The sequence below is a fragment of the Pyramidobacter sp. CG50-2 genome, from assembly GCF_003612005.1.
Lineage (GTDB): Bacteria > Synergistota > Synergistia > Synergistales > Dethiosulfovibrionaceae > Pyramidobacter.
The window spans coordinates 1-23,796 of sequence record NZ_RAWT01000040.1; the positions used below are offsets into that span (position 1 = coordinate 1).

27 protein-coding genes are annotated in these 23,796 nt (G+C 62.6%); all 27 read right to left on the bottom strand.

Translation table 11 applies throughout. The features are described from left to right. Positions 1-95: 95 nt before the first annotated feature. The 27 genes from D7D26_RS08650 to D7D26_RS08780 all read right to left on the bottom strand — a co-directional run bounded on the left by D7D26_RS08650 (position 96) and on the right by D7D26_RS08780 (position 23,560). Entirely contained in the window at positions 96-719 is a 624-nt protein-coding gene (locus D7D26_RS08650; protein WP_078016520.1) for a DNA-3-methyladenine glycosylase I, read from the bottom strand. Between the two features lie 12 nt (positions 720-731). Then, positions 732-1,595: a 4Fe-4S binding protein gene (locus D7D26_RS08655; RefSeq protein WP_120372787.1), complete on the bottom strand. Its 864-nt coding sequence runs from the start codon at positions 1,593-1,595 to the stop codon at positions 732-734. Between the two features lie 19 nt (positions 1,596-1,614). Continuing rightward, positions 1,615-2,250 (bottom strand): ECF transporter S component, encoded by a 636-nt coding sequence (locus D7D26_RS08660; protein ID WP_078016522.1) that lies wholly within the window; start codon positions 2,248-2,250, stop codon positions 1,615-1,617. Between the two features lie 282 nt (positions 2,251-2,532). Next, complete coding sequence (gene ribF, locus D7D26_RS08670; RefSeq protein WP_158606319.1) at positions 2,533-3,453, bottom strand: riboflavin biosynthesis protein RibF; 921 nt, start codon at positions 3,451-3,453, stop codon at positions 2,533-2,535. Next, positions 3,450-4,376, bottom strand: coding sequence for a tRNA pseudouridine(55) synthase TruB (gene truB / locus D7D26_RS08675; RefSeq protein ID WP_078016524.1), 927 nt, complete (start codon positions 4,374-4,376; stop codon positions 3,450-3,452). Before truB ends, ribF begins: the two co-directional genes overlap by 4 nt. After that, a complete protein-coding gene (locus D7D26_RS08680; protein WP_120372790.1) occupies positions 4,369-5,304 on the bottom strand; it encodes a DHH family phosphoesterase in 936 nt (311 codons plus the stop codon). Before D7D26_RS08680 ends, truB begins: the two co-directional genes overlap by 8 nt. After that, positions 5,297-5,677 carry a 30S ribosome-binding factor RbfA gene (gene rbfA / locus D7D26_RS08685; RefSeq protein ID WP_233543516.1) on the bottom strand — a complete coding sequence of 127 codons (381 nt, stop codon included), beginning with the start codon at positions 5,675-5,677 and terminating at the stop codon, positions 5,297-5,299. The genes D7D26_RS08680 and rbfA overlap by 8 nt, the downstream gene beginning before the upstream one ends. A 117-nt stretch (positions 5,678-5,794) precedes the next feature. Then, positions 5,795-7,879 carry a translation initiation factor IF-2 gene (gene infB, locus D7D26_RS08690; RefSeq protein ID WP_199674740.1) on the bottom strand — a complete coding sequence of 695 codons (2,085 nt, stop codon included), beginning with the start codon at positions 7,877-7,879 and terminating at the stop codon, positions 5,795-5,797. Beyond that, entirely contained in the window at positions 7,866-8,462 is a 597-nt protein-coding gene (rnpM, locus tag D7D26_RS08695) for an RNase P modulator RnpM (protein WP_233543517.1), read from the bottom strand. Before rnpM ends, infB begins: the two co-directional genes overlap by 14 nt. An 8-nt stretch (positions 8,463-8,470) precedes the next feature. Further along, on the bottom strand, positions 8,471-9,559 hold the full coding sequence (gene nusA / locus D7D26_RS08700; RefSeq protein ID WP_078016528.1) for a transcription termination factor NusA: 1,089 nt from the start codon (positions 9,557-9,559) through the stop codon (positions 8,471-8,473). 1 nt (position 9,560) lies between these two features. Further along, the gene (locus D7D26_RS08705; protein WP_120372792.1) at positions 9,561-10,058 is read right to left on the bottom strand and encodes a ribosome maturation factor RimP; all 498 of its coding nucleotides are present in this window, start codon (positions 10,056-10,058) and stop codon (positions 9,561-9,563) included. A 177-nt stretch (positions 10,059-10,235) separates the two neighbouring features. Further along, entirely contained in the window at positions 10,236-11,345 is a 1,110-nt protein-coding gene (ispF, locus tag D7D26_RS08710) for a 2-C-methyl-D-erythritol 2,4-cyclodiphosphate synthase (protein ID WP_120372793.1), read from the bottom strand. Next, the gene (locus tag D7D26_RS08715; protein WP_120372794.1) at positions 11,342-12,487 is read right to left on the bottom strand and encodes a PIN/TRAM domain-containing protein; all 1,146 of its coding nucleotides are present in this window, start codon (positions 12,485-12,487) and stop codon (positions 11,342-11,344) included. Before D7D26_RS08715 ends, ispF begins: the two co-directional genes overlap by 4 nt. Positions 12,488-12,553: 66 nt before the next feature. Then, positions 12,554-13,159 carry a recombination mediator RecR gene (recR, locus tag D7D26_RS08720; protein ID WP_120372795.1) on the bottom strand — a complete coding sequence of 202 codons (606 nt, stop codon included), beginning with the start codon at positions 13,157-13,159 and terminating at the stop codon, positions 12,554-12,556. Positions 13,160-13,168: 9 nt separating this feature from the next. Further along, positions 13,169-13,498, bottom strand: coding sequence for a YbaB/EbfC family nucleoid-associated protein (locus tag D7D26_RS08725; RefSeq protein WP_120372796.1), 330 nt, complete (start codon positions 13,496-13,498; stop codon positions 13,169-13,171). A 29-nt stretch (positions 13,499-13,527) separates the two neighbouring features. Then, positions 13,528-13,998 carry a 23S rRNA (pseudouridine(1915)-N(3))-methyltransferase RlmH gene (locus D7D26_RS12335; RefSeq protein ID WP_158606320.1) on the bottom strand — a complete coding sequence of 157 codons (471 nt, stop codon included), beginning with the start codon at positions 13,996-13,998 and terminating at the stop codon, positions 13,528-13,530. Beyond that, entirely contained in the window at positions 13,995-14,561 is a 567-nt protein-coding gene (locus tag D7D26_RS12340; RefSeq protein ID WP_158606321.1) for a V-type ATP synthase subunit D, read from the bottom strand. The genes D7D26_RS12335 and D7D26_RS12340 overlap by 4 nt, the downstream gene beginning before the upstream one ends. Next, positions 14,558-15,769 carry a hypothetical protein gene (locus D7D26_RS08735; RefSeq protein ID WP_120372798.1) on the bottom strand — a complete coding sequence of 404 codons (1,212 nt, stop codon included), beginning with the start codon at positions 15,767-15,769 and terminating at the stop codon, positions 14,558-14,560. The genes D7D26_RS12340 and D7D26_RS08735 overlap by 4 nt, the downstream gene beginning before the upstream one ends. After that, entirely contained in the window at positions 15,766-17,016 is a 1,251-nt protein-coding gene (locus D7D26_RS08740) for a hypothetical protein (protein WP_120372799.1), read from the bottom strand. Before D7D26_RS08740 ends, D7D26_RS08735 begins: the two co-directional genes overlap by 4 nt. Before the next feature lie 68 nt (positions 17,017-17,084). Then, positions 17,085-17,345: a hypothetical protein gene (locus D7D26_RS08745; RefSeq protein ID WP_078016537.1), complete on the bottom strand. Its 261-nt coding sequence runs from the start codon at positions 17,343-17,345 to the stop codon at positions 17,085-17,087. A gap of 8 nt (positions 17,346-17,353) precedes the next feature. Further along, positions 17,354-18,343: a V0D/AC39 family V-type ATPase subunit gene (locus D7D26_RS08750; RefSeq protein ID WP_158606322.1), complete on the bottom strand. Its 990-nt coding sequence runs from the start codon at positions 18,341-18,343 to the stop codon at positions 17,354-17,356. 10 nt (positions 18,344-18,353) lie between these two features. Further along, positions 18,354-18,926, bottom strand: a complete 573-nt coding sequence (locus D7D26_RS08755) for a hypothetical protein (protein ID WP_120372801.1) — start codon at positions 18,924-18,926, stop codon at positions 18,354-18,356. Between the two features lie 10 nt (positions 18,927-18,936). Further along, positions 18,937-19,155, bottom strand: a complete 219-nt coding sequence (locus D7D26_RS08760; RefSeq protein WP_009165809.1) for an ATPase — start codon at positions 19,153-19,155, stop codon at positions 18,937-18,939. Further along, the gene (locus D7D26_RS08765; RefSeq protein ID WP_120372802.1) at positions 19,137-21,032 is read right to left on the bottom strand and encodes a V-type ATP synthase subunit I; all 1,896 of its coding nucleotides are present in this window, start codon (positions 21,030-21,032) and stop codon (positions 19,137-19,139) included. The genes D7D26_RS08760 and D7D26_RS08765 overlap by 19 nt, the downstream gene beginning before the upstream one ends. Further along, positions 21,029-21,364, bottom strand: coding sequence for a hypothetical protein (locus D7D26_RS08770; protein ID WP_120372803.1), 336 nt, complete (start codon positions 21,362-21,364; stop codon positions 21,029-21,031). Before D7D26_RS08770 ends, D7D26_RS08765 begins: the two co-directional genes overlap by 4 nt. Beyond that, positions 21,361-21,828 carry a CBS domain-containing protein gene (locus D7D26_RS08775; RefSeq protein WP_120372804.1) on the bottom strand — a complete coding sequence of 156 codons (468 nt, stop codon included), beginning with the start codon at positions 21,826-21,828 and terminating at the stop codon, positions 21,361-21,363. Before D7D26_RS08775 ends, D7D26_RS08770 begins: the two co-directional genes overlap by 4 nt. Further along, on the bottom strand, positions 21,821-23,560 hold the full coding sequence (locus tag D7D26_RS08780; protein WP_120372805.1) for a WecB/TagA/CpsF family glycosyltransferase: 1,740 nt from the start codon (positions 23,558-23,560) through the stop codon (positions 21,821-21,823). The genes D7D26_RS08775 and D7D26_RS08780 overlap by 8 nt, the downstream gene beginning before the upstream one ends. Positions 23,561-23,796 lie beyond the last annotated feature (236 nt).

Genomic DNA, 23,796 nt, shown 5'->3' on the forward strand with positions numbered 1-23,796 from the left:
TCTTGCTGTGATGAGAGTGTGATGGGGTGACTTTTTCAATGAGCAGTTATGGTGACTTTTTTATTGGCTATTGACAGGAACGAACGCAGGCTTCCTTACTTCCCGACGGTCCACGGCGCGTCGGGATCCGCCACGATCACGGTTTTATTCAGCGCGCGCGTTTCGTTGCAGCGAAAGCAGTCGTGCAGATGATCGTTGATCACGCCGCAGGCTTCGAGAAAGGAGAACATGCTCACCGTGCCGACGAATTTGAAGCCGCGCCGGCGCAGGTCGCCGCTGAACGCGTCGGAGAGGGCGCTGCGCGTCAGGCGCTGTTTCTGATAGGCGGGATAGATCACGGTGCGCCCGCCCGTGAAGCTCCAGACGTACGCGGCGAAGCTGCCGAATTCCCGGCGCACGTCGAGAAAGCGCCGGGCGTTGTTCACAACGGCGCGCACTTTGCGTTCGGCGTGGATCATCTCGGGATCGGCCATGATGCGGGCGACCGTTTCGTCGTCGTATCCGGCCACCTGAGCGTAATCGAACCGGCTGAAATTGCGCGCGAAGCACCGGCGCTTGCGCAGCATCAGCAGCCAGCTCAGCCCGCAGCTCATGGATTCCATCAGCAGATGTTCGAAAAGGACTTTGTCGTCATGCTGCGGCACGCCCCATTCCCCGTCGTGATATTTTCTCAGCAGCGGGTCGGCACCGCTCCACGGGCAGCGCTTTTCAGACGTCATAGGCTCCTCCGCTCACTGCGCAATGGTTCGTTCCCCGCAAGGGCTGCGGAATTCGCACGGCACCGCTGTCTGACACTTGCCGCAGCCATAGCGCGGCGCGTATTTTCGCTTCTGCGTTGCCAGATAAGCGGCGCACAACGGATGCTTCTTTCCCTGTCTCAGCGAAATCGCGTGCGCCGGGCAGCGACGCACGCACGCCCCGCACTGAATGCAGCGCTCGTAAACAGCGTCGTATTCTCGCGACGTCGGTTCAATCTGCGCGTCCACCACCACGCTGCCCAAGCGGCCGGCCATGCCCTTTTCCGTGATCAGCCCCTTGCTGAGCCCAAACGTTCCCAAGCCGGCGGCAAAAGCGACATGACGCTCGGACCAGTTGCTCGCGTAGGTATCCGCGCTGACGCCGGGGAATCCAGCCAGCGTCCCCTGTCCGCCGCGCGCCACTCGAAAGCGACTATCCCGCGACGGCGCCACAGCGCGGACGCCTTGAGCCTGCAGCCACGCGCAGAGCTCGTCCAACAGAGAGGAGAGGAACTCCTGCCCCTCGATACGGCCGTAAAGCCATTCCAATGAGGTCCGCTCGGGCGCGATGCGGTTGCTCGCTCTCACGCGCTCGGAGAACGGAAAAAAGAAAGACAGCACGCTGCGCGCCTCCGGCAGCCAGTCCCGCGGCGAAAGATGCCATGGCCCCACCACTTCCGCACTCTTGAACTTCTCAAAAAGAGGATCATTCGCCGCGGCGATGCCGATCAGCGGCCTGTCAAAAAAAACCGTTCCCGCCAGTTCAGGGTGTCCGTCCGCCATTGCCGCGGTAAGCACGTTGCCCGAGCCGGCGGCAAAACGCTCTTTCATCCACGCATCCAACTGTACGCGGTTCATTCGAAGAAACCTCCTTTGCTCACGCCCCCCGCCAGGGGAGCGCAAAAAATCGTTTCAGCCGTTTGTACGCTATGAACGCCAGCAGCGACGTGACGCCGTATTTGAACAGGTTGAACGGCAGCAGCGCGTAGACCATCAGCGTATAAAGATCCGTCACCGCGGCATTGGCAGCGTGCCCCATGCCGATCACCGTCTCCATTTTCAGTCCCAGCAGGCGCGCGTAAGCGGGAAAAAAGACGAAAAAGTTGCCCAGCACGATCAGCGACGAAGCGCACAGCGTGCCCCAAAGCAGCGCCTGCGCAGCGGCGCGTTTCGTGCGCCGGCGGCCGTACAAAAGCGCCGCGGGCACGACGTAGCACAGACTGCCCCACAGGTTTGCCGCCTCGCCGACGCCCATGGTCGTCGTGCCGTTGAGCAGGAAATTGAGCGTTACCTTGACGACCGCCGCAAAAGCTCCGGCGCCGGGACCCATCATGCAGCCGCCGAGGATCACCGGCAGCTCGGAAAGATCGAACTTCACGAACGGCGGCACAAAAGGCACCGGAAATTCGAGGATCATCAGCAGCGTGCCGACCGCTCCAAGCATACCCGTCAGAACAAGCGAATGCAGCGAAAAACGCCGGCAGCGCGCCAGCGACATGGTGTCATCCTTCATCCAAGTCCCTCGCAGAATATCGAAATGATTTTCTTGCGAATATCATACTCCGTCCCGCTCAATTTACCAATCGTCAGTTTTTCCATCTTGGTCGAGATCATAAAAATTCGGAACGCCCGGCAACAGGCGTTCCGAATTTTCTTGTGTCCATACTGATCCTGATTTTCAATAAAAAGACATCGTTGAAACGCCGCACAGAGCATGCTCTACGACGCGGCACAAGCCCTTCAGAGCGCTTCGAAAATCGTATCTTCATTGAGCTCTTTTATTTGAGAACGAGTATCAATCAAACGACGGCAGGCAATGGAAAACTTTCAACAACGGCTGCGAAGCGCCGAAAACGCGCTGCGTTTCCTCGCAGTCGAGCGCCAGCTGCTTCATCAGGCTCATGCGCCCGCTGAAGCGCGTCATCAGGCGCAGCCGCTTCAAAAAGGCCAGCAGCGGCCGGCGGCCGTACAGATCGCCGTGAAAACCGATCACGTGCGTTTCGATGCGCAGGCTGCCCTGAACGAGAAACGTCGGATTGCGCCCGACCGAAACAGCCGCCGGCCACCATCGGCCTTCGTGCCACATCGCGCCGGCATACACGGCCTCGCCGGGCGTCAGTTTCTTCTCGTCGGGAAGCATGTTCGCCGTAGGATAGCCCATGGCGCGGCCGCGGCGCTCGCCGCTCACCACCCGGGAAAAGAGGAACCACGGATAACCGAGCAGTTCGGCCGCCTGATCCACGTTGCCCGCCTGCACCATGTCGCGGACGCGCGTGCTGCTGACGACGATGCCGTCGTCCATGACCAGCTGCGGCATCAGCGCCAGCTCCAGGCCGTGCCCGGCGCAGTAGCGCGTGAGAAATTCGCCGTCGCCGGAGCGACCGCGCCCGAAGCGGAACTCGCGCCCGACGACGATCCCCGTCACGTCAAGACGCGCGCGCAGTTCGTCGAGGAACTGCCGCGGCTCCGTCGAGGCAAATTCTCTGGTAAAGGGGATCTCCAGCGGCTCGGGAATGTCGAAGTTGCGGCGCAGGAACGCGGTGTCCTCGCGCGTGAAAAGCCGGGCCTTCAGCCCGCCCAGCACATAACGGGGATGCGGCGAAAAGGTCACGACTTTCCATTCGGTATGAGCGCGCGCGGCCATTTCCCGCGCCTGACGGAACAGGGAAAAATGGCCGCGGTGATAGCCGTCGAAGGCCCCGATGCAGACGATCACAGGCGCACCGCCGTGGGGATGTTGGCCTGCGGGCAGATCACGGCGCGGCCGTTTTCGACTCTCAGCGCGCCGAGGCAGAGATGCTCTCTGCCCACGACCATCACGCCCTCGTCCACCGGCACCACGCCGGGATTGCGGAACCGCATGAAGCTCACGTACACGCCGAGGCCGTTGCTCAGCCGCTTCTCGCAGAAAGCGTTGGCGTCGTAACTGTAATACTGGGAAGCCAGCGATTCGACGGACTGGATGCGGGCGGCGAGCTCCGCTTCGCTCGCGGGAGCCTGCGGATTGTAGGGCAGCGCCTCTTCGGCGCGGTAACAGCCCACGTTCAGGCGGCGCAGTCCCGACAGATGCGCGCCCGCTCCCAGCGCGCGGCCGAGGTCGCGCGCCAGGCTGCGCACATACGTGCCGCGGTGGCAGCGCACCAGCAGACGGGCTGCGCCCGTTTCGTCGCGGCCGAGATAGCGGATCGAAGTGACGTTCACGGGCCGGGGGCGGATATCCGGTTCCCGTCCGGAACGCGCCAGCTTGTGGGCGCGCGCGCCGTCCACCTTCACCGCGGAGACGCGCGGCGGCGTTTGCAGGCGCACGCCCTGAAAAGCCGGCAGCGCGCCCAGCAGCGCCGGCTCGTCGTAAGCGGCCGGCGCCGGCTCGCTCAGCGGCTCGCCGGTCGCGTCGTCGGTGCTGGTCTCCCAGCCGAACGTCACGCGCGCCAGATAACTTTTCGGCAGATTCATCACTGCTTCGCTCAGGCGCGTGGCGCTCCCGGCCAGCAACACAAGCGTTCCCGACGCCGAGGTGTCCAGCGTGCCGGCGTGTCCGATTTTCTGTTTCCGTCCGCCGAGCGCCTTCGACACCGCGGTAACGCAGCCGCGGCTGGGCGCGCCGTAAATCTTGTCGAGGACGAGGATCCCGTTATACACGGCTCAGTTCCTCTTCCAGGGCTTTCAGCCCCTCGCCGAGCGGCAGATGGATCTTGCAGCCGGCCGCGTAACGGTGGCCGCCGCCGTTCCACTTCGCGGCGATCGCCTGAGCGGAAACGGGACCGCGAGAACGAACGCTGCAGCGCAGACAGTCTTTGACCTCGCTGACCATCACGGTGACGTCGGCGCCTTTCATATGCGTCAACATATTGATAAGCCCATCGGTATCGCTTTCGAGCGCTCCCGTCTCGCGGAAATCGTCGCGCGTGATCCACGAGAGCGCGGCACGCGCGCCGACCGGTCTGACGCGGGCCATGCAGCGTCCCCACAGGCGCAGTTTCGCCGGCGTATCGTTGAAATGCAGCCGTTCGTCCAGTGTGGCGGGGACCGCGCCGGCCTTGACCAGCTCCGTCGCGATCCGCATGGTGTCGGCGGTGGTATTGGAAAACTTGAACCAGCCGCAGTCCGTCGCGATCGACACGTAGAGCGCTTCGGCGATGTCCGCGTCGAGCGCGCAGCCGAGCGCGAGGACGACCTCGTAAATCATCTCGCCGGTCGCCGCGGCATGCGGCTCGATCCAGTTCACCTCGGCGCCGAACCGTTCGTTGCTTTCGTGATGATCGATGCTGATGCGCGGCTCCAATCCGGGCACGCCGCGGTCGCGGGCGCTGACGTCGACGGCGATCACGCAGCGTCCGTCGTCGGTCGCGGAAGCGCCGGCCCGGTACTCGCCGCTGTGGGGCAGAAAGGCGTACAGCGGCGGCAGCGGATCGACGCCGCCCCAGATCACGTCGCGCCCCAGTTTTTTCCCGGCCGAAACAAGGGCGCTGCCGCAGCCGAGCGTGTCGCCGTCGGGCTTGACGTGGCAGACGACGCGCCATTTCGGCTCGGCCAGAAGGATACGCGCGATCTTCTCGGCTTCAGTCATCGGATTCCTCCGATGCGTCTTCTAACGCTTCCGATTCCTCAGGCGGCAGCTCGGCGCTGATGCGGTCGAGCACGCGGTCCATCTCGCGGGCCAGCTCTTCGCTGTCGTCAAATCTGAACGTCAGCTCCGGCACGGTACGGTACGACAGCACGCGTCCCAGCGACGAACGCACGTAGCCCGAAACTTTTTCGAGCAGCTTGGCGACCTCGGCGCGTCCTTCCTCGCGGAGCGTGGTGTAATAGACCTTGGCGTACTTCAGATCTTTCGAACACTCCACCGAGGTGACGATCACCTCGGCCAGTTTCTCGTCGCGCACTTCGCGCGAGAGGATCAGCGAAATCTCGCGCTGGAGCTGGCTGTTGATTCTTCCCATTCTGAAACGAGGCATCCGTTTCCTTCCTCTCTTGCGAACCGGTCCTTCCTGCTCGACGCGCCGGCGCTGAGATGTCCCTTCAGTCTGCCGGCGCGCGAACGGTTCTTTTACAAAATTTTACAGAGTTCTTTTCTCTTCCACGAGCTCGTAGGCTTCGACCACGTCGCCCTCGCGGAAATCCTGATAGTTGGCGAAGGTCATGCCGCATTCGAAGCCCTCGCGCACTTCGCTGGCTTCGTCCTTCTCGCGGCGCAGCGAAGCGACCGAACCCTCCCAGATCACGATGCCGTCGCGGACCAGACGCACTTTGCTGCCGCGTTTGATCGCGCCCTTCATGACCCGGCAGCCGGCGATCTTGCCGACCTTCGGGGCCTTGAAAATCTTGCGGATCTCCACTTCGCCCAGCGAGTTCTCCTTGATCGTCGGCGTCAGCAGACCTTCCATGGCCGCCTTCACGTCGTCGATGATCTCGTAGATGATGCTGTACAGACGGATCTGCACGTTTTCCTTTTCGGCAAGTTTGCTGGCGCTGTTCTCGGGGCGGACGTTGAAGCCCACCACGATGGCGTTGGACGCCGTGGCCAGCATGATGTCCGATTCGGAGATGCGCCCTACGGCCGTGTGCACGATGTTGATGCCCACGTCTTCGGTACCGAGCTTCTCCAGCGAGCCGACGATCGCTTCGATGGTGCCCTGCACGTCGCACTTGATGACCAGGTTCAGCACGGGTTTTTTGCCGTCCTGCACCTGGCTGTAGAGGTCTTCCAGCGTCATGCGCTTCACGGCCATGTTGTTCTGGGCGTTGCGGCGTTCGGCTTCGAGATTGGCGAAGTAGTCGCGGGCCTCTTTCTCGGAGTCGATCTGATGGAAGTGCTCGCCCGGCTGAGGCACGCCGTTCAGGCCGATGATCTCGACGGCAGTGCTGGGACCGGCCTGTTTGACGTTTTTGCCGGCGTCGTTGAACATGGCGCGCACCTTTCCCCAGCAGGTGTCGAACAGGATCAGATCGCCCCGGCACAGCGTTCCCTGCTGCACGATCACGGAAGCGACGGCGCCCTGCCCCTTGTCGAGGCGGGCCTCGATGACGACGCCTTCGGGCGGAACGGCGGGATCGGCCTTGAGATCCTGCATCTCGGCCACGAGCGAGATCATCTCGAGCAGCTGATCCACGCCCTTGCCGGACTTGGCGGAGATTTCCACCATGACGGTGTCGCCGCCCCACGCTTCGGAGACGAGACCGTAGCCGCTCAGCTCCTGCATGACCTGCTGCGGGTTGGCGGTGGGCTTGTCCATCTTGTTGATGGCGACGATGATGGGGACGCCGGCGGCTTTGGCGTGATTGATGGCTTCGATGGTCTGAGGCATCACGCCGTCGTCGGCGGCGACGACCAGCACGGCGATATCGGTGCACTGGGCGCCGCGGGCGCGCATGGATGTGAAAGCTTCATGGCCGGGGGTGTCGAGGAAGACGATCTCCTTGCCGTTGTACGCGACGTGCGAAGCGCCGATATGCTGGGTGATGCCGCCGGCTTCGCGGGCTGTCACGTGGGTCTTGCGGATCGCGTCGAGCAGCGAGGTCTTGCCGTGGTCGACGTGCCCCATGACGGTGACGATCGGCGAGCGGGGCTTGAGATGCGAGCCGTGCGGCACCGCCTTGCCGCCGGCGGGCTGGGGCGCTGGAGCTTTTTTCGCTTCTTTGGCCGGTTCTTCGTCGCTCCAGTCGACGTCGACGCCGCAAACGTCGCCGAGAGTGAGCAGGATGTCGTCGTTCAAGGACGCGGATGCGGGAACCATCATCCCGGCGCTCATCAATTTCTTCACGGCTTCGGCGGCGGAAAGTCCGAGCGCGTCGGCCAGGTCTTTCACGCAGCCGCCGTGTTTGACTTTCACGGTCTTCTTTGCGGGAGCGGGGGCTTTCTTTTCCTCCGCCGGAGCGGGCGTCTTGCTTCCGGCCTTCTCGGCTTTCGGCGCGGGAGCCTTCTTTTCAGGCTCGGCCTTGGCAGGCGCGCTCTTTCCTGAGGGATCTTTCTTCTTTTTGCTCTTCTCGATCTCTTCTTCGACAAGCTGGATCGCGTCGTCGTCGATCGTGCTCATGTGGGACTTGACGGAGACGTTCACCTTTTCCAGCAAAGCGAGCAGATCCTTGTTGTTCATCTCCAGCAGCTTTGCGAGTTCGTACACTCTCATTTTACTCAACGGCATTTCCTCCTTCTGGAAGCAGTCCTTTTATTTTCTCTGCAAAGCCGCTCCGCACCGGAAGGGCGACTATCTGAGCCTGTCGCAGTCCCAGGAGTTGTCCGAGTTCCAAACGGCTTACCCCGGCCAAAACATGCGCGCCGGCATTTTTGGCGTCAATGGATCTTTTCAACGTAACGGAATGATCGTGCGTCAGCAGGACGAACAGGTTCTGCCCGGCGGAAAGTTCCCCCAGCACGCGGTCCTGACCGACGATCAGCTCGCCGGCACGCCGCGCCAGCCCCAAAGTGCCCTTGATTTCCTCAAAGAGCTCCGCCGCATCGGGGAGCGCGTCGCATTCTTCGAGGTTCACCGCGGCGCGAAGTTTGGCCTGCACCTCCGCGGGAACGGAACATTTAAGAGATTTTTCCAGCAGCCGCCTCTTCAGGCAGAGGGCTACGCACTGAGGATCGGGACAGACGTACGCGCCCCGTCCCGACGTTTTTCCCTGTTCGTCAAGTGCGACCTGTCCGTCGGGCCGGCGCACCACGCGCAGCATCTCGCGGGGCGCGCGCTCGCGGCGGCAGGCCACGCATCGGCGGGGATTCACGGATCGCCTCAAGCCCGCTCCCCCTCTTCGGTCTCGGGCTTTCCGGCGGGCGCGGCGTCGGTGTTGATGTCCACTTTCCAGCCTGTCAGGCGGGCGGCGAGGCGCACGTTTTGTCCGGCTTTGCCGATGGCCAGCGAGAGCTGATCGGCGGGAGCGTACACCTTGGCGGTGCGGTCCTGTCCCTCGACGGCCTCGACGCTGGTCACGCGGGCGGGCGAAAGCGCGTTTCTGATGAACTCGAGAGGATCTTCGTTCCAGACGATGATGTCGATCTTTTCGTCGCAGAGATCGGCGCTGATGTTCCTGATGCGGGCGCCGCTGTTGCCGACGCAGGCTCCCACGGAATCGACGGCGGGATCGGTGGAGGCCACGGCGACTTTGGCGCGGGCGCCGGCCTCGCGCACGATGCCTTTGATCTCTACGGTGCCGTCGTGGATCTCGGGGATCTCCAGCTCGAGCAGCTTCCTCAGCAGCCCGGGATGGGTGCGCGAAACGACGATGCGCGGGCCGCGCCCGGTCTGGCGCACGTCGAGCAGGAAGAATTTCTTGCTCTCGCCGGGCGTGTAGACTTCGCCGGCGATACGTTCTTCGCGGGGCAGCACGGCCTCGCTGCGCTCGCTCAAGCGGACGAGGATCTGATCGTTCTCGGCCTTGAAGATGGTGGCCGTGATCAGGTCGCCGATCTTGTCGTTGAACTCATTATATACGATTTCGCGCTCGGCGTCCTTGAGGCGCTGAGTGATCACCTGACGGGCGGTCTGAGCGGCGATGCGTCCGAAGCTCTTGGGGTGCTCGAGCACGGGCACCTTGACGCTGTCTCCCGCCTGAACGTCGGGGTAGCCGAGGGCACGCGCTTCGCCGAGGCTGATCTCGCTGTCGCTGTGCACCTCGGCATCGACCGCCCGGCGCACGTCGAAAATGGACACGCTGCCGGTCGCGCGGTCGATGGTGACGACGGGATCGAACTTGCCGTCCCTGAATTTCCGATAGGCCAGCGCCAGCGCCGCCTCGATGCTGGCGAGGATCACTTCTTCGGAGAGGCCCCGCTCCTCGCCCAGCTGTTTGAGCGCCCCCAAAAAATCAACACCCAGTTCCATTCTAACTTTTTCCTCCCCTTTTCTTGAAGGTCTTCTTCTGCCCCTTCTCTTCCTCGTAAACCAAATGGGCTTTCTGGATTTTCGCCAACGGAAGATCCAGCGGTTCGCCGCCGCAGTCCAAAAGGACTGCGCCGTCCTTTACCCCCTCGATCACGGCCGTGACGCGCCGTCTCCCCTCGTAAACGTCTCTCAGGCGGATGCTGACGGAACGTCCCGCAAAACGCGCGTAGTCCTCCGCTTTGAACAGCGGACGTTCCAGTCCGGGCGAACTGACCTCGAGCAGATAACGGTCCTCGAAGGCGTCCGCCGCGGTATCGAGCAGACCGCTGATGTCCTTGGCGCACCGTTCGCAGTCGTCGAGACCGACGCCGCCGTCGCGGTCGATGTACACGCGCAGGATCTGCGAGCCGGCTTCCTTGACGGTCTCCGCGCCGACGAATTCATAACCCAGCGATTCGACGAGCGCCTTCAGTTGTTCGGAAATCTTTTCCATGTCCATGACGATGCCTCGCTTTACGATTGGCCGATTTATAAAAAACGAAGAGTGGGCGCAGCCCACTCTTCACTCCCAGCCTCCAAATTCTTCGCGTATTGTAACATGAAAGTTTTCAGATAGCAACCTGTTTCGTGCAAAAAAAATTCTCTTCGCTCCCCTCCGGCCAACGCCGTCTGGACGTCAGCGGCGCAACGTCGTCGACGCCCAGACGAAGACGGCCTGCGCCTCGCCGGCCGGACCGACGCGTTCGCCCGATTTGAAGGTCACGCTCAGCCGTCCGCTGCCGAGAACCGTTTCCAGCGAACGGACGATCGCGTCTTTCCACGGCGCCAGCCGCGGCGTCTGCACAGTCAGCACGGCGCTCAGCCATTCGAGCCGCCAGCCTTCGGCGTTGACTTTGGCGAGCGCATCGCGAAGCAGCGCCATGCTGTCGGCGTCTTTGAACTTTTCGTCGCCGGCGGGATACAGCGTGCCGATGTCCGGCAGCCCCGCGGCGCTGAGCAGGGCGTCGGCCGCGGCGTGAGCGAGCGCGTCGGCGTCGGAATGGCCGTCGAGCCCCAGCGGCGAGTCGACGATGACGCCGCCGAGGATCAGCCTTCGCCCCGGCACGAGCGGATGCACGTCGTAGCCGAGGCCGGTACGGATCTCGCCGGCATCGGCAATTTTCCGCGCCATTTCCCAGTCGCCGCTTTCCGTCACTTTGAAGTTCATGTTCTCGCCCGCCACCCAATCAAGCGTTTCGCCCCGCTGCAGCCACAATTCGGCTTCGTCTTTGAAATCGGCGCGTGGAGCGTTCTCGAGCAGTTCCCGCAACGCCGCGCGCGGAAAAAGCTGCGGCGTCTGGGTGATGTAAACGCCGTCGCGGTCGAGCGGCTCGATGCGGCCGTTTTCGATCTTTTTCAGCGCGTTCGCCTCCGGCAGCAGCGGGATCACGGCGTTCTCCCCCGTCGAGGCGGCGATCAGACGCCGGCACAGCGGCACGCCAGCAAACGGGCGCGCGGCGTCATGCAGCAGCACTTCGTCCTCACCGCAGGCGCGCAGCGCCGACAACACGGAAAGCGCGCGCGACGCGCCGCCGGCCGCGACGGTCACGCCGTCGGGCGCCGTCAGCGCGTTTTCAGGCGGCAGGACGAGCACGATCCGGTCGATCAGCTTTTCCCTCCGCAGTATCCGCGCCGTTTCCAAACTCCATCCCCAGACGGGACGCCCGCCCAAAAGGCGGAATTGTTTGGGTTCGCCGCCGAGGCGCGTTCCTCTTCCCGCCGCGAGGATGACGAAAGCGCGGCTCAACTTTTCACCTCGCGCTTGACGCGGCCGAAGACCATGCGCCCGGCCGAGGTCTGCAGCAGCGACGAGAGCGTCACCTCCACCGTCTTGCCGATGTAGGGGCCGCCGTCTTCGACGACGAGCATCGTGCCGTTGTCGAGATAGCCGATGCCCTGACGCGCGTCCTTGCCTTGTTTGATCAGATTTACCGTCACTTCGTCGCCGGGCAGCAGGGCGGGCTTCATCGCGTTGGCCAGATCGTTGACGTTCAGCACGCGCACGTTCTGGATCTGCGCGACTTTGTTGAGATTGTAATCGGTGGTGAGCACGTCGTAACCGAATTTTTTGGCCATGGACACCACGCCCGAATCCACGAACTCGGTGTGATAATCGGCCAGCGAGGCTTCGGTCAGCGCCAGCTTCACCTGATGGAGTTTCTGCAGTTCCTTGACCACGTCCAGTCCCATGCGGCCGCGGGCGCGGCGGTTCTGGTCCTTCGAGTCGGCCACGGTCTGCAGTTCGAGCAGCACGAACGACGGCAGAATCAAAGTGCCCTGAAGGAATCCCGTCTTGGCGATGTCGAGGATGCGTCCGTCGATGATGACGCTGGTGTCGAGGATCTTGCGCGGCACCGGATCGGCCGCCGGTTCAGCGTCTTCGCTCTCTTCCGCCGGGACTTTTCCGGCGCGGCTCTTCCGCTTCTGGCTGAGGCGCTCTTTCACCGAAGCCATGGCGCCGCGGATGTCCCCCTGACGGGTCACGAAGATCCAGGCCATGACGAAGCCGATCAGCACGTTCAGCAGCACCGTCAGGTACGGGCCGAAGGGCGTGTCGGAAAAGGGCAGCACCAGCAAATTGGCCAGCACGAGCCCGACGATCATGCCCGTCAGCGCGGCGACGATCTCGGGCCAGGCCGTGCTGCGCAGCTGACGTTCGAAAAGCAGTCCCACGTCGTGGAGCAACTTCATAAAATACGGCGCCAGAAGGACGCCAATAAAGCCGAAAACGGCAATGGAAAGGACGATCGCCAGTCCATGGAAAAGAACCGTGTCGGGGAAATACGCCTTGAGCAGCGGCGCCCCCGCCTGATAACCGGCTAAAGCGCCCAGCAGTCCGAGCAGGGCACCGCAGCTGTACCTGACTATTTTTTTCAGTCCGTCGGTCATGATTGGTTTTCCACCTCCTTTGAACGAAACGAGAGCGCCGGAAAAGCGCTCCCGAAATTCCGCCGGCTACTCCCTGATCTCTTGCCGGCTCTCCAGCGCCGCGTGGAGCGTGACGCGATCGGCGAACTCGATGGAACCGCCGACCGGCAGGCCGTACGCCAAGCGCGATTTTTTCACGGGGATGTCCCGCAGCGCCTCCAGCAGCGCGTAAAAGGTCATGTCGCCTTCGATGCGCGGATTCGTGGCGATGATCGCCTCGCGGATCGGATACTCTTCGAAGCGTTTGCGCAGCAGGCGCACCGTCTCCTCGGGGAGCGATTCGCGGTCTTCCAGCGGCGAAAGCGACGTGCCGAGCACGAAGTACAGGCCGTTGAAAAGCCCCGACTGCTCGATACTGACGAGGTCCTCGATGGTTTCGGTGACGCAGAGCAGCGAATGGTCGCGCAGCGGATCGCCGCAGATGGGGCAGGGCTGCGTCTCGGTCAAATTGCCGCACTTCTCGCAGGTGGTCAGGCGCCGGTTCAGCTCGCCGACGGAACGAGCCAAGTCGGCGCCGAAGCCCTCGCCCTCCTGAAGCACGTAAAAGGCCATGCGCCGGGCGCTCTTTTCGCCCACGCCGGGAAATTTTTTCAGCAGCGAGATCAGACGTTCGATCGGTTCAGGCAGAGCCATTGCCGGTCACTAAAACGGCAGCTTCATGCCGCCGGTCAGAGAGCCCATGCGCTGTTCCATCATTTCCCGGGCTTTGTTGGCCGCGTCGGACACCGCCGCGAGGATCAGGTCTTCGAGCATTTCCACGTCTTCGGGATCGACCACTTCTTTGGAGATCTTCACGCCGACCAGTTCGCCCTGCCCGTTGACCGTGGCGCTGACCATGCCGCCGCCGGCATTGCCCTCCACGCGGGCCTCCTTCAGCTCTTCCTGAGCCTTCATCATCTTCGCCTGCATCGCCTGAGCCTGCTTGAGCATCTGGTTCATGTTGCCCATACCGCCTCTGCCGCCAAAGTTCATTTTTCTTCAATCCTTTCGCAAAATACGATTCAATGATGATATTTCGAGCCCTCGTGGATCATGGCCGCGCGATAGATCTGCTCGCTGAGAAGCAGCAGCGCCATCTCGTGCGTGAAAGTCATCTTCGACAAAGATATTATCACGTTTCCGCGTTTTTGCAGCGCCGCCGAGGTGCCGTAGGGACCTCCGATCAGAAAAACCAGCCGTCCCCGCCCGCCGCCAAGCAGATCGTAGATCCTGCTCGAGAACTCTTCGCTGCCCAGCGCTCGCCCGCGCTCGTCCAGCAGAAAAAGAACGTCCTCGCCGCCGATGCGCTTGAGGAACTCCTGTCCCTCAAGCTCTTTGCGCTGCTCGACGGTCAGTTTTTTCCCTTTGCCCGGTTCGGGCAAAAAAGTCCACTCCACCGGCAGCAGCGGCTTCAAACGCGTCCGATAGTGTTCCAGACCTTTGACGATGAACGGCTCGCGCGGACGCCCCATGGCCAGCACTTCGATTTTCATCGTCCTTCGCTCACTTTCCGCCGGTGCCGTTCCGTTTCGAAAGCGCGCTCGCGGGCGGCACGCCGCGCCGCAAACGAACGGACAGCCTGCTCGCGCGCCCGCTCCGCCTGTTTCAGGCTGCGCCGCAGCCGGCGGATCAGATGATCCGCCGAACATAACTCCATCATGCCGTTGATATACTCCCACAGAGAACGCACCAGTTCCTCGACCTGGAGCGAAGCGCTCTCCTCCTGAGGCGAGGTGAGCAGCGAGGTATAGCGCGGCAGCAGGCCGTGCCGCATGCCGGCGTCCGCACGGTAAAACTGCGGACATTCCACGCCGGAACGAATTTCCTTTCTCGATTCGACGGCGATCGGGGAAAAACTGAGCCGGAACAGCTCGGCGCTCTGCGGCCCGCTGTAAATGTTCAGCATCGCCAGAGCGGAAGCGGTCCGCGCCGTCAGTTCGGCCAGCCGCCGTTTCTGTTCGAGACTCCGGGCGCCGAGACGCTCCCGGCTGACGGTCAGCCGACGGATGCGCTGGCGCAGCCTCTCCGGCAAAGAGCGGACGTCTTCTCCGCTCATCGTGACGCCTCCCCGCCGTCATTACGGCCGTACTCCCGCAGCAACGACAGCGGCACGCGGCTGATGCGGCTTTCCGGCATCAGGGCAAGGATCCGCCAGACCCGCTGCGGCGAAGCGTCGGCGCGCGGTTCCAGATCGCTCAGGAACTCGTGCAGGGCGCGGTCGAACGCCCGCTCCTCTTCGCTGAGCGGATATTCGTCCATGCGCCGGCGTTTCAATTCCGCTCTCAGCTCCTTGCACTGGCGGCGCAGCAGGCAGGCGTACTCGACCGAACGGTCCATCCCCCGCGGGAGCTGGGGCGTGTAACCGTTCAACGACAGCGCGCCGTCGCCGCGCAGGATCAAAACGCCGTCGAAAAGATCGCGCAGCGCCAGCAGCTCCGAAGGCAGTCCCGCCACTTTACGTTCCGAAAGCAGCACCGCCACGGTGATGCGTCCCTTGTGGCCGTACAGCAGCTGCATGTGAGTGCTCAACGCGTTTCTGAAGCCGTTCAGAGCTCCGGCGCGGCTGCGGTAATAACCTCGCAGCGCCAGATCTTCCTGATAGAAGCGCGCCCACGATTCAAGGTCGAGCACCATCAGGAACACGTCGCGCCCCTCGTTGGCGCGGCCGATCGCCGCTTCCCAGCCCAGGCGCAGCGGCGTCATGCTCTGATAGAGCTGGTCGCGGCTGTCGGAAACAAACAGCCCTTCGTCTTCCAGCCCATAATGATCCCAGATGCGACGGATCTCCTCCGCCTCGTTTTTCGACGTGTCGAGCGAGATCAGGCACGGCCACTGATGATCCGAAAGCGCGCCGTGCAGCAGCGCGGAAAAGAATCCCAGCGAGCGATAGAGCGACACTCCGGCCACAAAGATCGAATGGCCGTGCTGCAAGGGAAAAAGCGCGTCCACCGACGCGATCCCCGTCTTGAAGACCGAGCGGCGCGTCAGCCGCGAAGCGACCAGCGGCGGCTCGGCCGGCAGTTCCAGTTCGTTGCTTCCCAGCCAAACCTGCAGCGAATCACGGCAGAGAGAATGCTCGCCGTCGCAGATGCGCACATGACAGCGGTCGTTTTGGACTTCGACGACGCGCCCCACGAAACTGTCGCCGGAATCGTCCTGGATCGTCACCAGATCGTTCAGCGACGCGCCGGCGAGACGCTCGACCCAAAGCGACGAAGCAGAGAGAAAACTGACGTTGTTCGAACCGCGGCGAAGCAGTTTCATGGCCGTTCCTCCTCCTGCGCGCGCAGCCAGTCGATAAAGCTGCGGCGGCGCACATCGGCCCATTCGCGAAAGTTCAGCTGCAGCTCGGCGCGAATCTTCAGCACCGACGCCAGCAGCGCCGGACCGGCCCGGGAAGCCAGTCCCAGAAGCGTCTTGCCGTCGGCATCGCTCCACTGCACGTGATTTTCCGGCGCCATCGCAAAGCCGAGCGGAGAATACTCCACGAAGAGCTCCCCGAAAAGTCCTGTCAGCGCTTCCAGCGCGTGACGAATGTCCTCGTCGCATTCCTCGGTCAGTCGGCACAGTTGCCGCCAACAGCGGCCGGCGGGCGACAGATCGCCCCAGGAGTCCGCCGACGGCACCAGATTCTCCGAAAACTCTTCAAGGATGATGCCCGTGCGCATGAAACGCGGCAAACGACCCATATAGGGATGCTCCGCAAGCGGTGAAAAGTCCTCTTCATAGCGCCAGCCGACGATCAGCGACGTGGAGCGGCCGTCTCCATCGGGCCGCGACTTGAGGTCCAGCAGCTCGCCCAACTGACGCCGGGCCGTATAAGGATAACCGTCGGGGAGCGGCGGCTCGCCCGAACTTTCGCCGTATTCACGCGCCGATTCCAGCCAGTAATGCAGATCGTCGATCAGGACCAGCCGTCGCCGGACGGCGTGAGGACGACCCGTCAGATACGTGAGCGCCCGCGGCACCAGAGTCTTTATCGCCGGCACGTTCCACGGCGGCGTCCAGAGGATCGTGCATCTCTCCGCACTGCCGGCCATCTGCACGGCACGGCAGTAACGATACAGCTCGTGGTAACCGCCTTGGCAGAAAATATACAGAAAATCCGCCCGCTGCGCCGCGGCGATCTGGCTGAACAACAAAGCGAAACCGCCCGGCGGTGTGCCCAGCAGCGCCACGCCCTCGCCGTCGTGCAGGTTCATGAACTCGCCCAGCGTTTTCAGCCCCCAGAAACTGCCGCCGGCCGTCTGCTGAGGAACCGCGGAAAAGTTGAAATTGCCCATCGACACGTCGCCGATCTTTATGATCTGCCGTCCCAGCGGATCGATCACGGCGCCCGGCTCCGCGCGGGCAAGGCGTTCTTCCAGCGTCTCGCCGCCCAGGCGCAGCAGCTCGCCCGGCCGGATCTTTTCCGGAAGATCCAGCGGCAGGATGCGCACGGTCCGTCCGTCATGACTCTGCACCTGCCCATACCACGAGTTGTCTTCGGTGCAGGCGAATTCGCCCAGCACGACCGGAAATCCGGCTTCGATGCAAACGCTTTCGGCGCAAACCGACTGAACCGGCGCAGAATGCCCCTTTATTTCAACTCGCCTCCTTCCACCGCAGGCAAGGGGATCCAGTAAGGATCGACCGACTCCTGAAAATATTTTTTTTCCAACGAAGAAAAGCTCTTCACGAGCGTTTCCTCGTATAAGACGGCCTCCGCTCCGGAGGCGAGTCCGGCTTCTTTCAGTTCCTGAAATCCGACTCGAGCGGGAACGATTTTTTCCATACAGCCCAGCACCGACCAGAGACGGAGAAACGACGCCGAACCGATCAAAAGCGCATGATTTTTCATGTTTCCCCCTAACGGCCGACGAGCAGCACGCTCTGCAGCGCCGCGCGGTCCAAGCCGCTCTGCAGTCCGGAAACGACGGTCATCAGATCGCGCCACTCGCAGAATAAGCGCGCCCGATAGGATATGATCACCGATACGCCGAGCGGGTCTTCACGGCGCAGCGTCATCTGCCAGAGCAGATACTGCCGTTCCAACTCGAACAGCGAACGTTCGTCGGGTTCCGCGCCGCGGGAACGCCAGAACGTGCCGCGCAGCAGCGCTTTATAGCTCTTTGCGAAGAGCAGACGCTCCAGCGGCAACGAACCGCCTTCGAGAAAACGTGCCGGTTCGTCCGGCGCGCCGGAGCCGTAATGGACACTCAGCCAGACGCGCAGATTCCACAAGTCGATCAGATAGCCGAGACATTGCGAGACGACCGTCCCATTCGCGCCGCGGCACCGTTTCAGCACGCCGCCGGCCCAGTCGAAAGAGCTCTTCATGTAAGACCACTCGGCTTCCCAGAGCCGTCCCGACTCGTCAAGCAGTTTCACTGCCGCGCTGAGCGCATTGGACAGCTCCGTCGGATCGTAGCGGCACAGTTCGTCGATCTGTTCCCGGTCGCCGCCGGCGCCGGCCAGCTGCCGCCAAAATTCCGGGCTCAGTTCGCCGCAGCCGGGCATAGCCGGCTCGTAATCGTTCCGCCCCGATTGGAGCGCGCGCAAAAAGAGCTGCCCGTTTTCCAGATCCGACTGGATCGAAAGCACCGACGTGAGCAAGCGCACCGCGCCTTTGCCCCAACTTTTCAGTTCGCCGAAACGCTGTCGGGCGGAAGCGGAGATCAGGCTCTCCAGTTTCAGCGCCAGCGGCATGTCCGAGAGCATGAAGTCCCGGCGGTACAGCGGGCCGTAAACCGTATCGAGCAAATATCGTTCCACGCCTTGTAAATCCGCACACGCAAGTTCGGCAAAAACCTGAGTCGGGAGGAAATCCCGCGTGCGGGCGCGCAGACGCCCGTTCACGTATTCGTAATTAGCTTCTTCCCTGACGGTGGACGACAAGCTCGCAGCGGTATTGCTCCCAGCGGGTCTGAAAGGTGAAGTCAAAGAGCGCGCCTCCCTCCTCGATCAGGATAAAGCCGCCCCAGCGCCCGGGATCTTTTTCTTCCACGTTGAATCCCGCGGCACGAAGCAGTCCGGCTTCGCGCGGCGCGGCCCGGAACGTTCCCGCGCCGGAAAATCCGGCGCGACGGCATTGCTCCGCCATTCTCGCCAGGAACGCGCCGTAGCTCTCGCTGCTTCGAAAAAGTTCGATTCTCCGCCGCAGTTCCCGTTCGAGCCGCCGCAGATGCTGCGCTTCGAGCTCTTTCTGCACGCTGCTCTCCAGCGCACGCATCAGACGGCGACGGCGCATGCTCAAGCGCTCCAGCGCCTCTTCGCAGGCGGCGGTGCGTTCCTTCACGGCGGCGGCCGCCTCGTCACGGCAGGCGGCGATCAGCCCGCCCATGCGGCTGTCCGCGGACGCCCGCATCGCCTCGTGCCGCGCCGCAAGTTCCGCCTCCATGGCGCGCAGAAACGCCGGAGGCAGGAGTTCCTCGCCCGTCAACGGAAAACTCCTAGGCGAACTGCAAGATCAGCATGATGGCCACGACGAAACCGAGAATGACCATCGTCTCCGGGATCGCTTCGAGAATGATCATCGTGCCGGCAGTTTCCGGTTTTTCCGCCACGCTGCCGGCCGCCACGCTGCCGATCCTGGCCTGGGCGAAAGCGGTCGCAAGCGCGGGAATCCCCACGGCCAGCGCCGCCGCCAATGCTACGAGTCCTTTTTCCACGATAGTTTCCTCCTGTATATAAAAGGATGATAATCTTTTCCCTGAGCAGCGTAAAAATTGCCCATGAACTCCACATAATGAAGACGCGCCGCGTGCAGCCCCGACTCGGCGAACGCCAGCACGAAATTGAGCAGATGGATCGCCAGCGCGACGAAAAGTCCCAGCGCCGAAACGCCGAGAACGTCCACGAACTTCGAAGCGGCCACCGCAAGGATAGCCGACGACAGGCCGATGGCGCCGATGCGCACATAACTGAGGATATGCCCGAAAGAACTCATCGCTTCGATCAGTCCGCCGATGCCGCCCCCGGCCGTCAGCAGCACCAAGCCGACGACGAGCGCCGCGATGCTGCCCGGGAAAGCCTGCGGCGGCAAAAGCCGGCGCACGGACATGAGCGCCGCCACCATGACCAGGATCACCAGCATGGCGCCCAGCTTTTCCATGGCGTGCTTTTTATGGCGAGCTTTCAGACCGTGGATCAGCCCCACCGCCAGACCGAGCAGCACGTGCCCCAGCCCGAGAGCCACCGAAAACATCAGCACCGGCATGACGGCCTGAGAACGTTCCACCCAGAGCGGTTCCACGTGGAACATCCGGTGCGCGAAATCGCCGAAGAACTCGCCGAAGGCGGCGCCCCAGAGAATGCTCCAAACGCACATGGTCATGAGGACGAATGCCACGTCGCGCACCGTTTCGCTTTTGGCGCGGCGGCGCACGAAGCACATCAAAATCAGCATGACCAGTCCGTAGCCGGCGTCGCCGATGATGCAGCCCGCGAAAAACGGGAAAAACACGCCGATCAGGCTGGTGGGATCCGCCGTGCCATAAGCCGGCGGCTGCACGAGTTTGAGAAACACCGCGAAGGGCGCAAAGAATGCGCCGTGGCGGAGAGCGGTCGGCACCTGTCCATATTCGTCGGGTTCCGGTTCGCGGCTGTGAAGCGCGACGCGCCCGGCAAATTTTTCTTCCAAACGGACACGGAAATCTTCCAGACCACGCTGCGGCATCCAGCCTTCGACCAGCAGCGCGCCGCCGAGGCGATCGCAGCGGCTGAAGACCTGATACTGATCGACCTTGCGATCGATCAGCAAAAAAAACGCCTTCTGCCGAGGACCCCACTGCTTTCTCATGGCGACAAGTGCAGACTGCTCCGCCTTGAGAAGGGACTGGATCTCCGACAGACGGCGTTTCATCAGTTCCATGCTTTCAGCATAATTTTTTCCGGCATATTGAGGCGGCGGCGTCCACACCGCAGCGCCGATGTCGTGCAGGATTTCCGTCACGGCGGAAATCCGCGCCGCCGGCACCGAAAGCTCGACCAGCAGCTGATCCTCTTTGGCGGTATCGTGCACGTGAAACAGCGTTTTCTCGCCGTCAGCGCACTGGCGTTCGATCTGTCTCAGCGCCAGCGGCCAAAGGTCTTTCGCTACCCACCAGAGCAGACAGCGACGTCCCAAGGAATCCTTAAAAGCGAGCGTTCCCAGCTGCGCAAGAATACGTTCCAGCAGTTTTTTCTCATCAGTAAGACGGTCATGCCCTTTCATGATGCGGGCCAGTTCCGCCTGAAATTTTTCTACGCTTTTTTCCAGCTCGGGAACGGTGAGAGCGAGGGATTCGGACAGGATCCGCTCCACCTCGGCGTCGGCCGCAGCGGGAACGCTTTCCGCCGAAGCGGAAACGGCAATTCCCTCCAACGTTTCCACCACGGCGCGCAGCTTCTCGCGCAACACCAGGAGCCGATCCGCCAGATCGACGTTGTGCTGTTCTTCAGAAGGCAGGATCAGATGGACGCGCCCGTCGGCCTGCAAGAAATCGATCAGCTCCATCCCCAGAGATTCGGGGACCGCCATCGACAACCGGCACATTTTTTCGATCATCGGCGCGCTTCCTCCTCTCCGTTCATTGCCGCCCAGGCGCGGTCCAGTTCCGCGTCCATCGGCGCGCAGGCGGCTTCGGCGCGGCGGCGCTCCGCTTCCTCGCGCATCCGCTCGAGAAGCAGCTGAGTCTCGCGCTCATAAGCGGCCACTCTGGCCTTCTGCATCTCGTCGCAGCGTTTCAGCGTGTTCTCCACCATCAGCCGCGCCCGCCGTTCCGTCTCGTCGACGCGCGCTTCGAGCTCCCGTTCCAGATCGAGCGTCTGCGTCCGCTGAGACGCAGCGAGTTGGCGCAACCGCTCTTTCCAGCGCGATTCGCTTTCCTTCGGCGTCATGAAGCGCCTCCGGAATTCATCAGATACTCGCACAGATCGCTCCGGTCGATGATCCCGACGAGAAGCCGCCCGTCGAGGACGGGCAGGCGCTTGACTCTGAGCCGCAGCATCAGGTCGGCCACGTTCATGATGTTCGCCGTCGTCTTCACGGACTGACAGTTTGTCTGCATATAGTCGCGCACCGCGCCGGCGCGGACCTGCGAGAATTTTTTCGTCAGCAGTTCGTGCTCGCCGTAGAGGAAGGAATCCTGCGCAAGGATCTCCAGATACGACGGCAGCACGGAACGGAGGATGTCCGATTCCGAAAGGAAGCCCACCAGACGCCACCGCTCGTCCACGACCGGAACGCCGCTCAGGCTGTGACTGTGCAGCACGTGCATGGCGTCTTCGACGGTGTCTTCGGCCATCACCGCGGTCAGATCGCGCTTCATCAGCTGCTCGGCGGTCACCATTTCGCTACACATGATCTTTTTCTCTCCACGGGAAGACGTTGAGCCGCTCGCGAAACACCGCCAGCACAAAAGCCAGCAGCTGGAAATCGCGCTTCAGCCGCCACGGCTCCTGGAACAGGCGATAGAGCCATTCGCAGCCGATTTTCTGCCAGAAGCGGGGCGCCCGCTTCAACACGCCGGCGTAAACGTCGAAGCTGCCGCCCACGCCCACGCAGAGGACCCCGTCAAGATTCGCGCGCTGCGAGTCGAGCCACTTCTCCTGCGCCGGCATCCCCAGCGCCGCAAACAGGATCTTGGCGCCGCTTTTGCGCACGTTGCCGGCCACCTCGTCGGAAAACACGCGGTCGAAATAGCCGTCGTAACAGCCCGAAACGACCAACCCGGGATATTCCCTTTGCAGGCGTTCCGCGGCGCGGCGGGCGATGCCCGGGCGGCCGCCCAGCAGGTATACGGGCAGCGATTCGGACGCCGCCAGACGGCAGAGCCGGTCCATGTAATCGATGCCGGCGATGCGTTCCACCACGGGCACTTTCAGTTTTTTCAACGCCCAAACCAGCCCCGCGCCGTCGGGAAGGTTCAGATCGGCCGCGTTGGCGATACGGCGGAACTCCGCGTCGGAGCGCGTCTCGTTCAGCCCCAGCGCGTTCATAGTCACTACCATGCGGAAGCGCGGCTCGGCGCTCTTGAGCCAGGCCAGACTCTTCGACAGCGCGTAGTTCATGGAGATCCCGTCGATCCTCACGCCCCACAGCGCATGGTCGTCGGCGCGCGCGCGGCGGCCGCCGTGCACGCCCCACAGCACCAGCAGCAGCACGCCGGCCATCGCCGGCACCGCCATTTTCAACGCGGCGGAATCCGGGATCAGCTGCATCAGCGCCACCGAGGCGCCCACCAGCAGGCAGATCTCCGTCACCAGACGCACCGCCGCCGGATGATCCACGCCGCGCTCGATCACGCGGCTGTAAAGGTCGGGCGCCGCGCGAGTCTGTCCACGCGTAAACGCGTGACTGACCAGCCCCAGCGACAGCTCCACCAGCGGTACGGCATAAAATCCCAGCGGGATCACCATCAGCGCCGTGAGCGTGATGCCCTTGCTGACGCCGATGATGGAAATGCCCGCCACCAGCGTGCCCCACAGGAACGCCAGCGGCGTTCCCAGCTGACGGAACTGATGGCCGAGCCGGCTCCAGTACGCGCCGACCAGCACCAGAGACACGACCGAGACCAAAAACGCCTCGCCCAGATTCTGGCGCGAAAAATACGTCACCGCGACCATCAGCGAAAGGCTGACGCCCAGCAGATGTCCCGCCAGCCCCGGCACCTGGTCGAGCCGCCGGAACAGCACAGGGAACAGCGTCATCCACGCCGTGGTCAGCAGGATAGACTGCCATGAAGACAGGTAGAGGAACGCGGAGCCGCTGGAAGAGACGAACGAGATCGGCTGCCCCGTCAGGGCGAAGATCAGTCCGGGCAGAACGATAAAGGCAAAGAAACCTTTTCCCGGCCGAGCCCGCTCCGCCAGCCCCACGACCATGGACAGCAGCGAACAGGCCACCAGCGCTTCGATGCGGTCGCTGCCGCTCCACAACGCCAGCAGCATCATCACCGTCATCAGCGAAAGGTCCCTCATGTAGAAATATTGATCTCGGCTCAGTTTTTTCCTGAAAAAACGCTGAAGCGCCACGCACCCGATCGCCACCAGAAGCAGCGGCACGATCGCGTCAGCGCTGAAGGGCAACGTCACAGCCGATTCCTCCCTTAACGGTTTCCCCTAAAAATTTTATCAGCCCGCAAACTTGGGAACGGACGAGAAACGCTCGCCCCGACTCATCTCAAACATTATATCAGGAGTTCCCGATAAAAAAAATCCCTTTTCGCGTCCTGGACCGCGAAAACACCGAAATGAAATTCTTCAAGGTAAATGCAACGCAACATCCGGTACCCCGTTGCATTAAATCTGAATTAAAAGAAGCTTGCATT

Excerpts from the sequence above, each read along its gene's own strand:
- D7D26_RS08650 (WP_078016520.1), bottom strand. The coding sequence starts at position 719 with ATGACGTCTGAAAAGCGCTGCCCGTGGAGCGGTGCCGACCCGCTGCTG.
- D7D26_RS08655 (WP_120372787.1), bottom strand. The coding sequence starts at position 1,595 with ATGAACCGCGTACAGTTGGATGCGTGGATGAAAGAGCGTTTTGCCGCC.
- D7D26_RS08660 (WP_078016522.1), bottom strand. The coding sequence starts at position 2,250 with ATGAAGGATGACACCATGTCGCTGGCGCGCTGCCGGCGTTTTTCGCTG.
- D7D26_RS08680 (WP_120372790.1), bottom strand. The coding sequence starts at position 5,304 with ATGACTGAAGCCGAGAAGATCGCGCGTATCCTTCTGGCCGAGCCGAAA.
- rbfA (WP_233543516.1), bottom strand. The coding sequence starts at position 5,677 with ATGGGAAGAATCAACAGCCAGCTCCAGCGCGAGATTTCGCTGATCCTC.
- infB (WP_199674740.1), bottom strand. The coding sequence starts at position 7,879 with ATGCCGTTGAGTAAAATGAGAGTGTACGAACTCGCAAAGCTGCTGGAG.
- nusA (WP_078016528.1), bottom strand. The coding sequence starts at position 9,559 with ATGGAACTGGGTGTTGATTTTTTGGGGGCGCTCAAACAGCTGGGCGAG.
- D7D26_RS08705 (WP_120372792.1), bottom strand. The coding sequence starts at position 10,058 with ATGGACATGGAAAAGATTTCCGAACAACTGAAGGCGCTCGTCGAATCG.
- D7D26_RS08715 (WP_120372794.1), bottom strand. The coding sequence starts at position 12,487 with ATGACCGACGGACTGAAAAAAATAGTCAGGTACAGCTGCGGTGCCCTG.
- recR (WP_120372795.1), bottom strand. The coding sequence starts at position 13,159 with ATGGCTCTGCCTGAACCGATCGAACGTCTGATCTCGCTGCTGAAAAAA.
- D7D26_RS08725 (WP_120372796.1), bottom strand. The coding sequence starts at position 13,498 with ATGAACTTTGGCGGCAGAGGCGGTATGGGCAACATGAACCAGATGCTC.
- D7D26_RS12335 (WP_158606320.1), bottom strand. The coding sequence starts at position 13,998 with ATGAAAATCGAAGTGCTGGCCATGGGGCGTCCGCGCGAGCCGTTCATC.
- D7D26_RS12340 (WP_158606321.1), bottom strand. The coding sequence starts at position 14,561 with ATGAGCGGAGAAGACGTCCGCTCTTTGCCGGAGAGGCTGCGCCAGCGC.
- D7D26_RS08735 (WP_120372798.1), bottom strand. The coding sequence starts at position 15,769 with ATGAAACTGCTTCGCCGCGGTTCGAACAACGTCAGTTTTCTCTCTGCT.
- D7D26_RS08745 (WP_078016537.1), bottom strand. The coding sequence starts at position 17,345 with ATGAAAAATCATGCGCTTTTGATCGGTTCGGCGTCGTTTCTCCGTCTC.
- D7D26_RS08765 (WP_120372802.1), bottom strand. The coding sequence starts at position 21,032 with ATGATCGAAAAAATGTGCCGGTTGTCGATGGCGGTCCCCGAATCTCTG.
- D7D26_RS08770 (WP_120372803.1), bottom strand. The coding sequence starts at position 21,364 with ATGACGCCGAAGGAAAGCGAATCGCGCTGGAAAGAGCGGTTGCGCCAA.
- D7D26_RS08775 (WP_120372804.1), bottom strand. The coding sequence starts at position 21,828 with ATGTGTAGCGAAATGGTGACCGCCGAGCAGCTGATGAAGCGCGATCTG.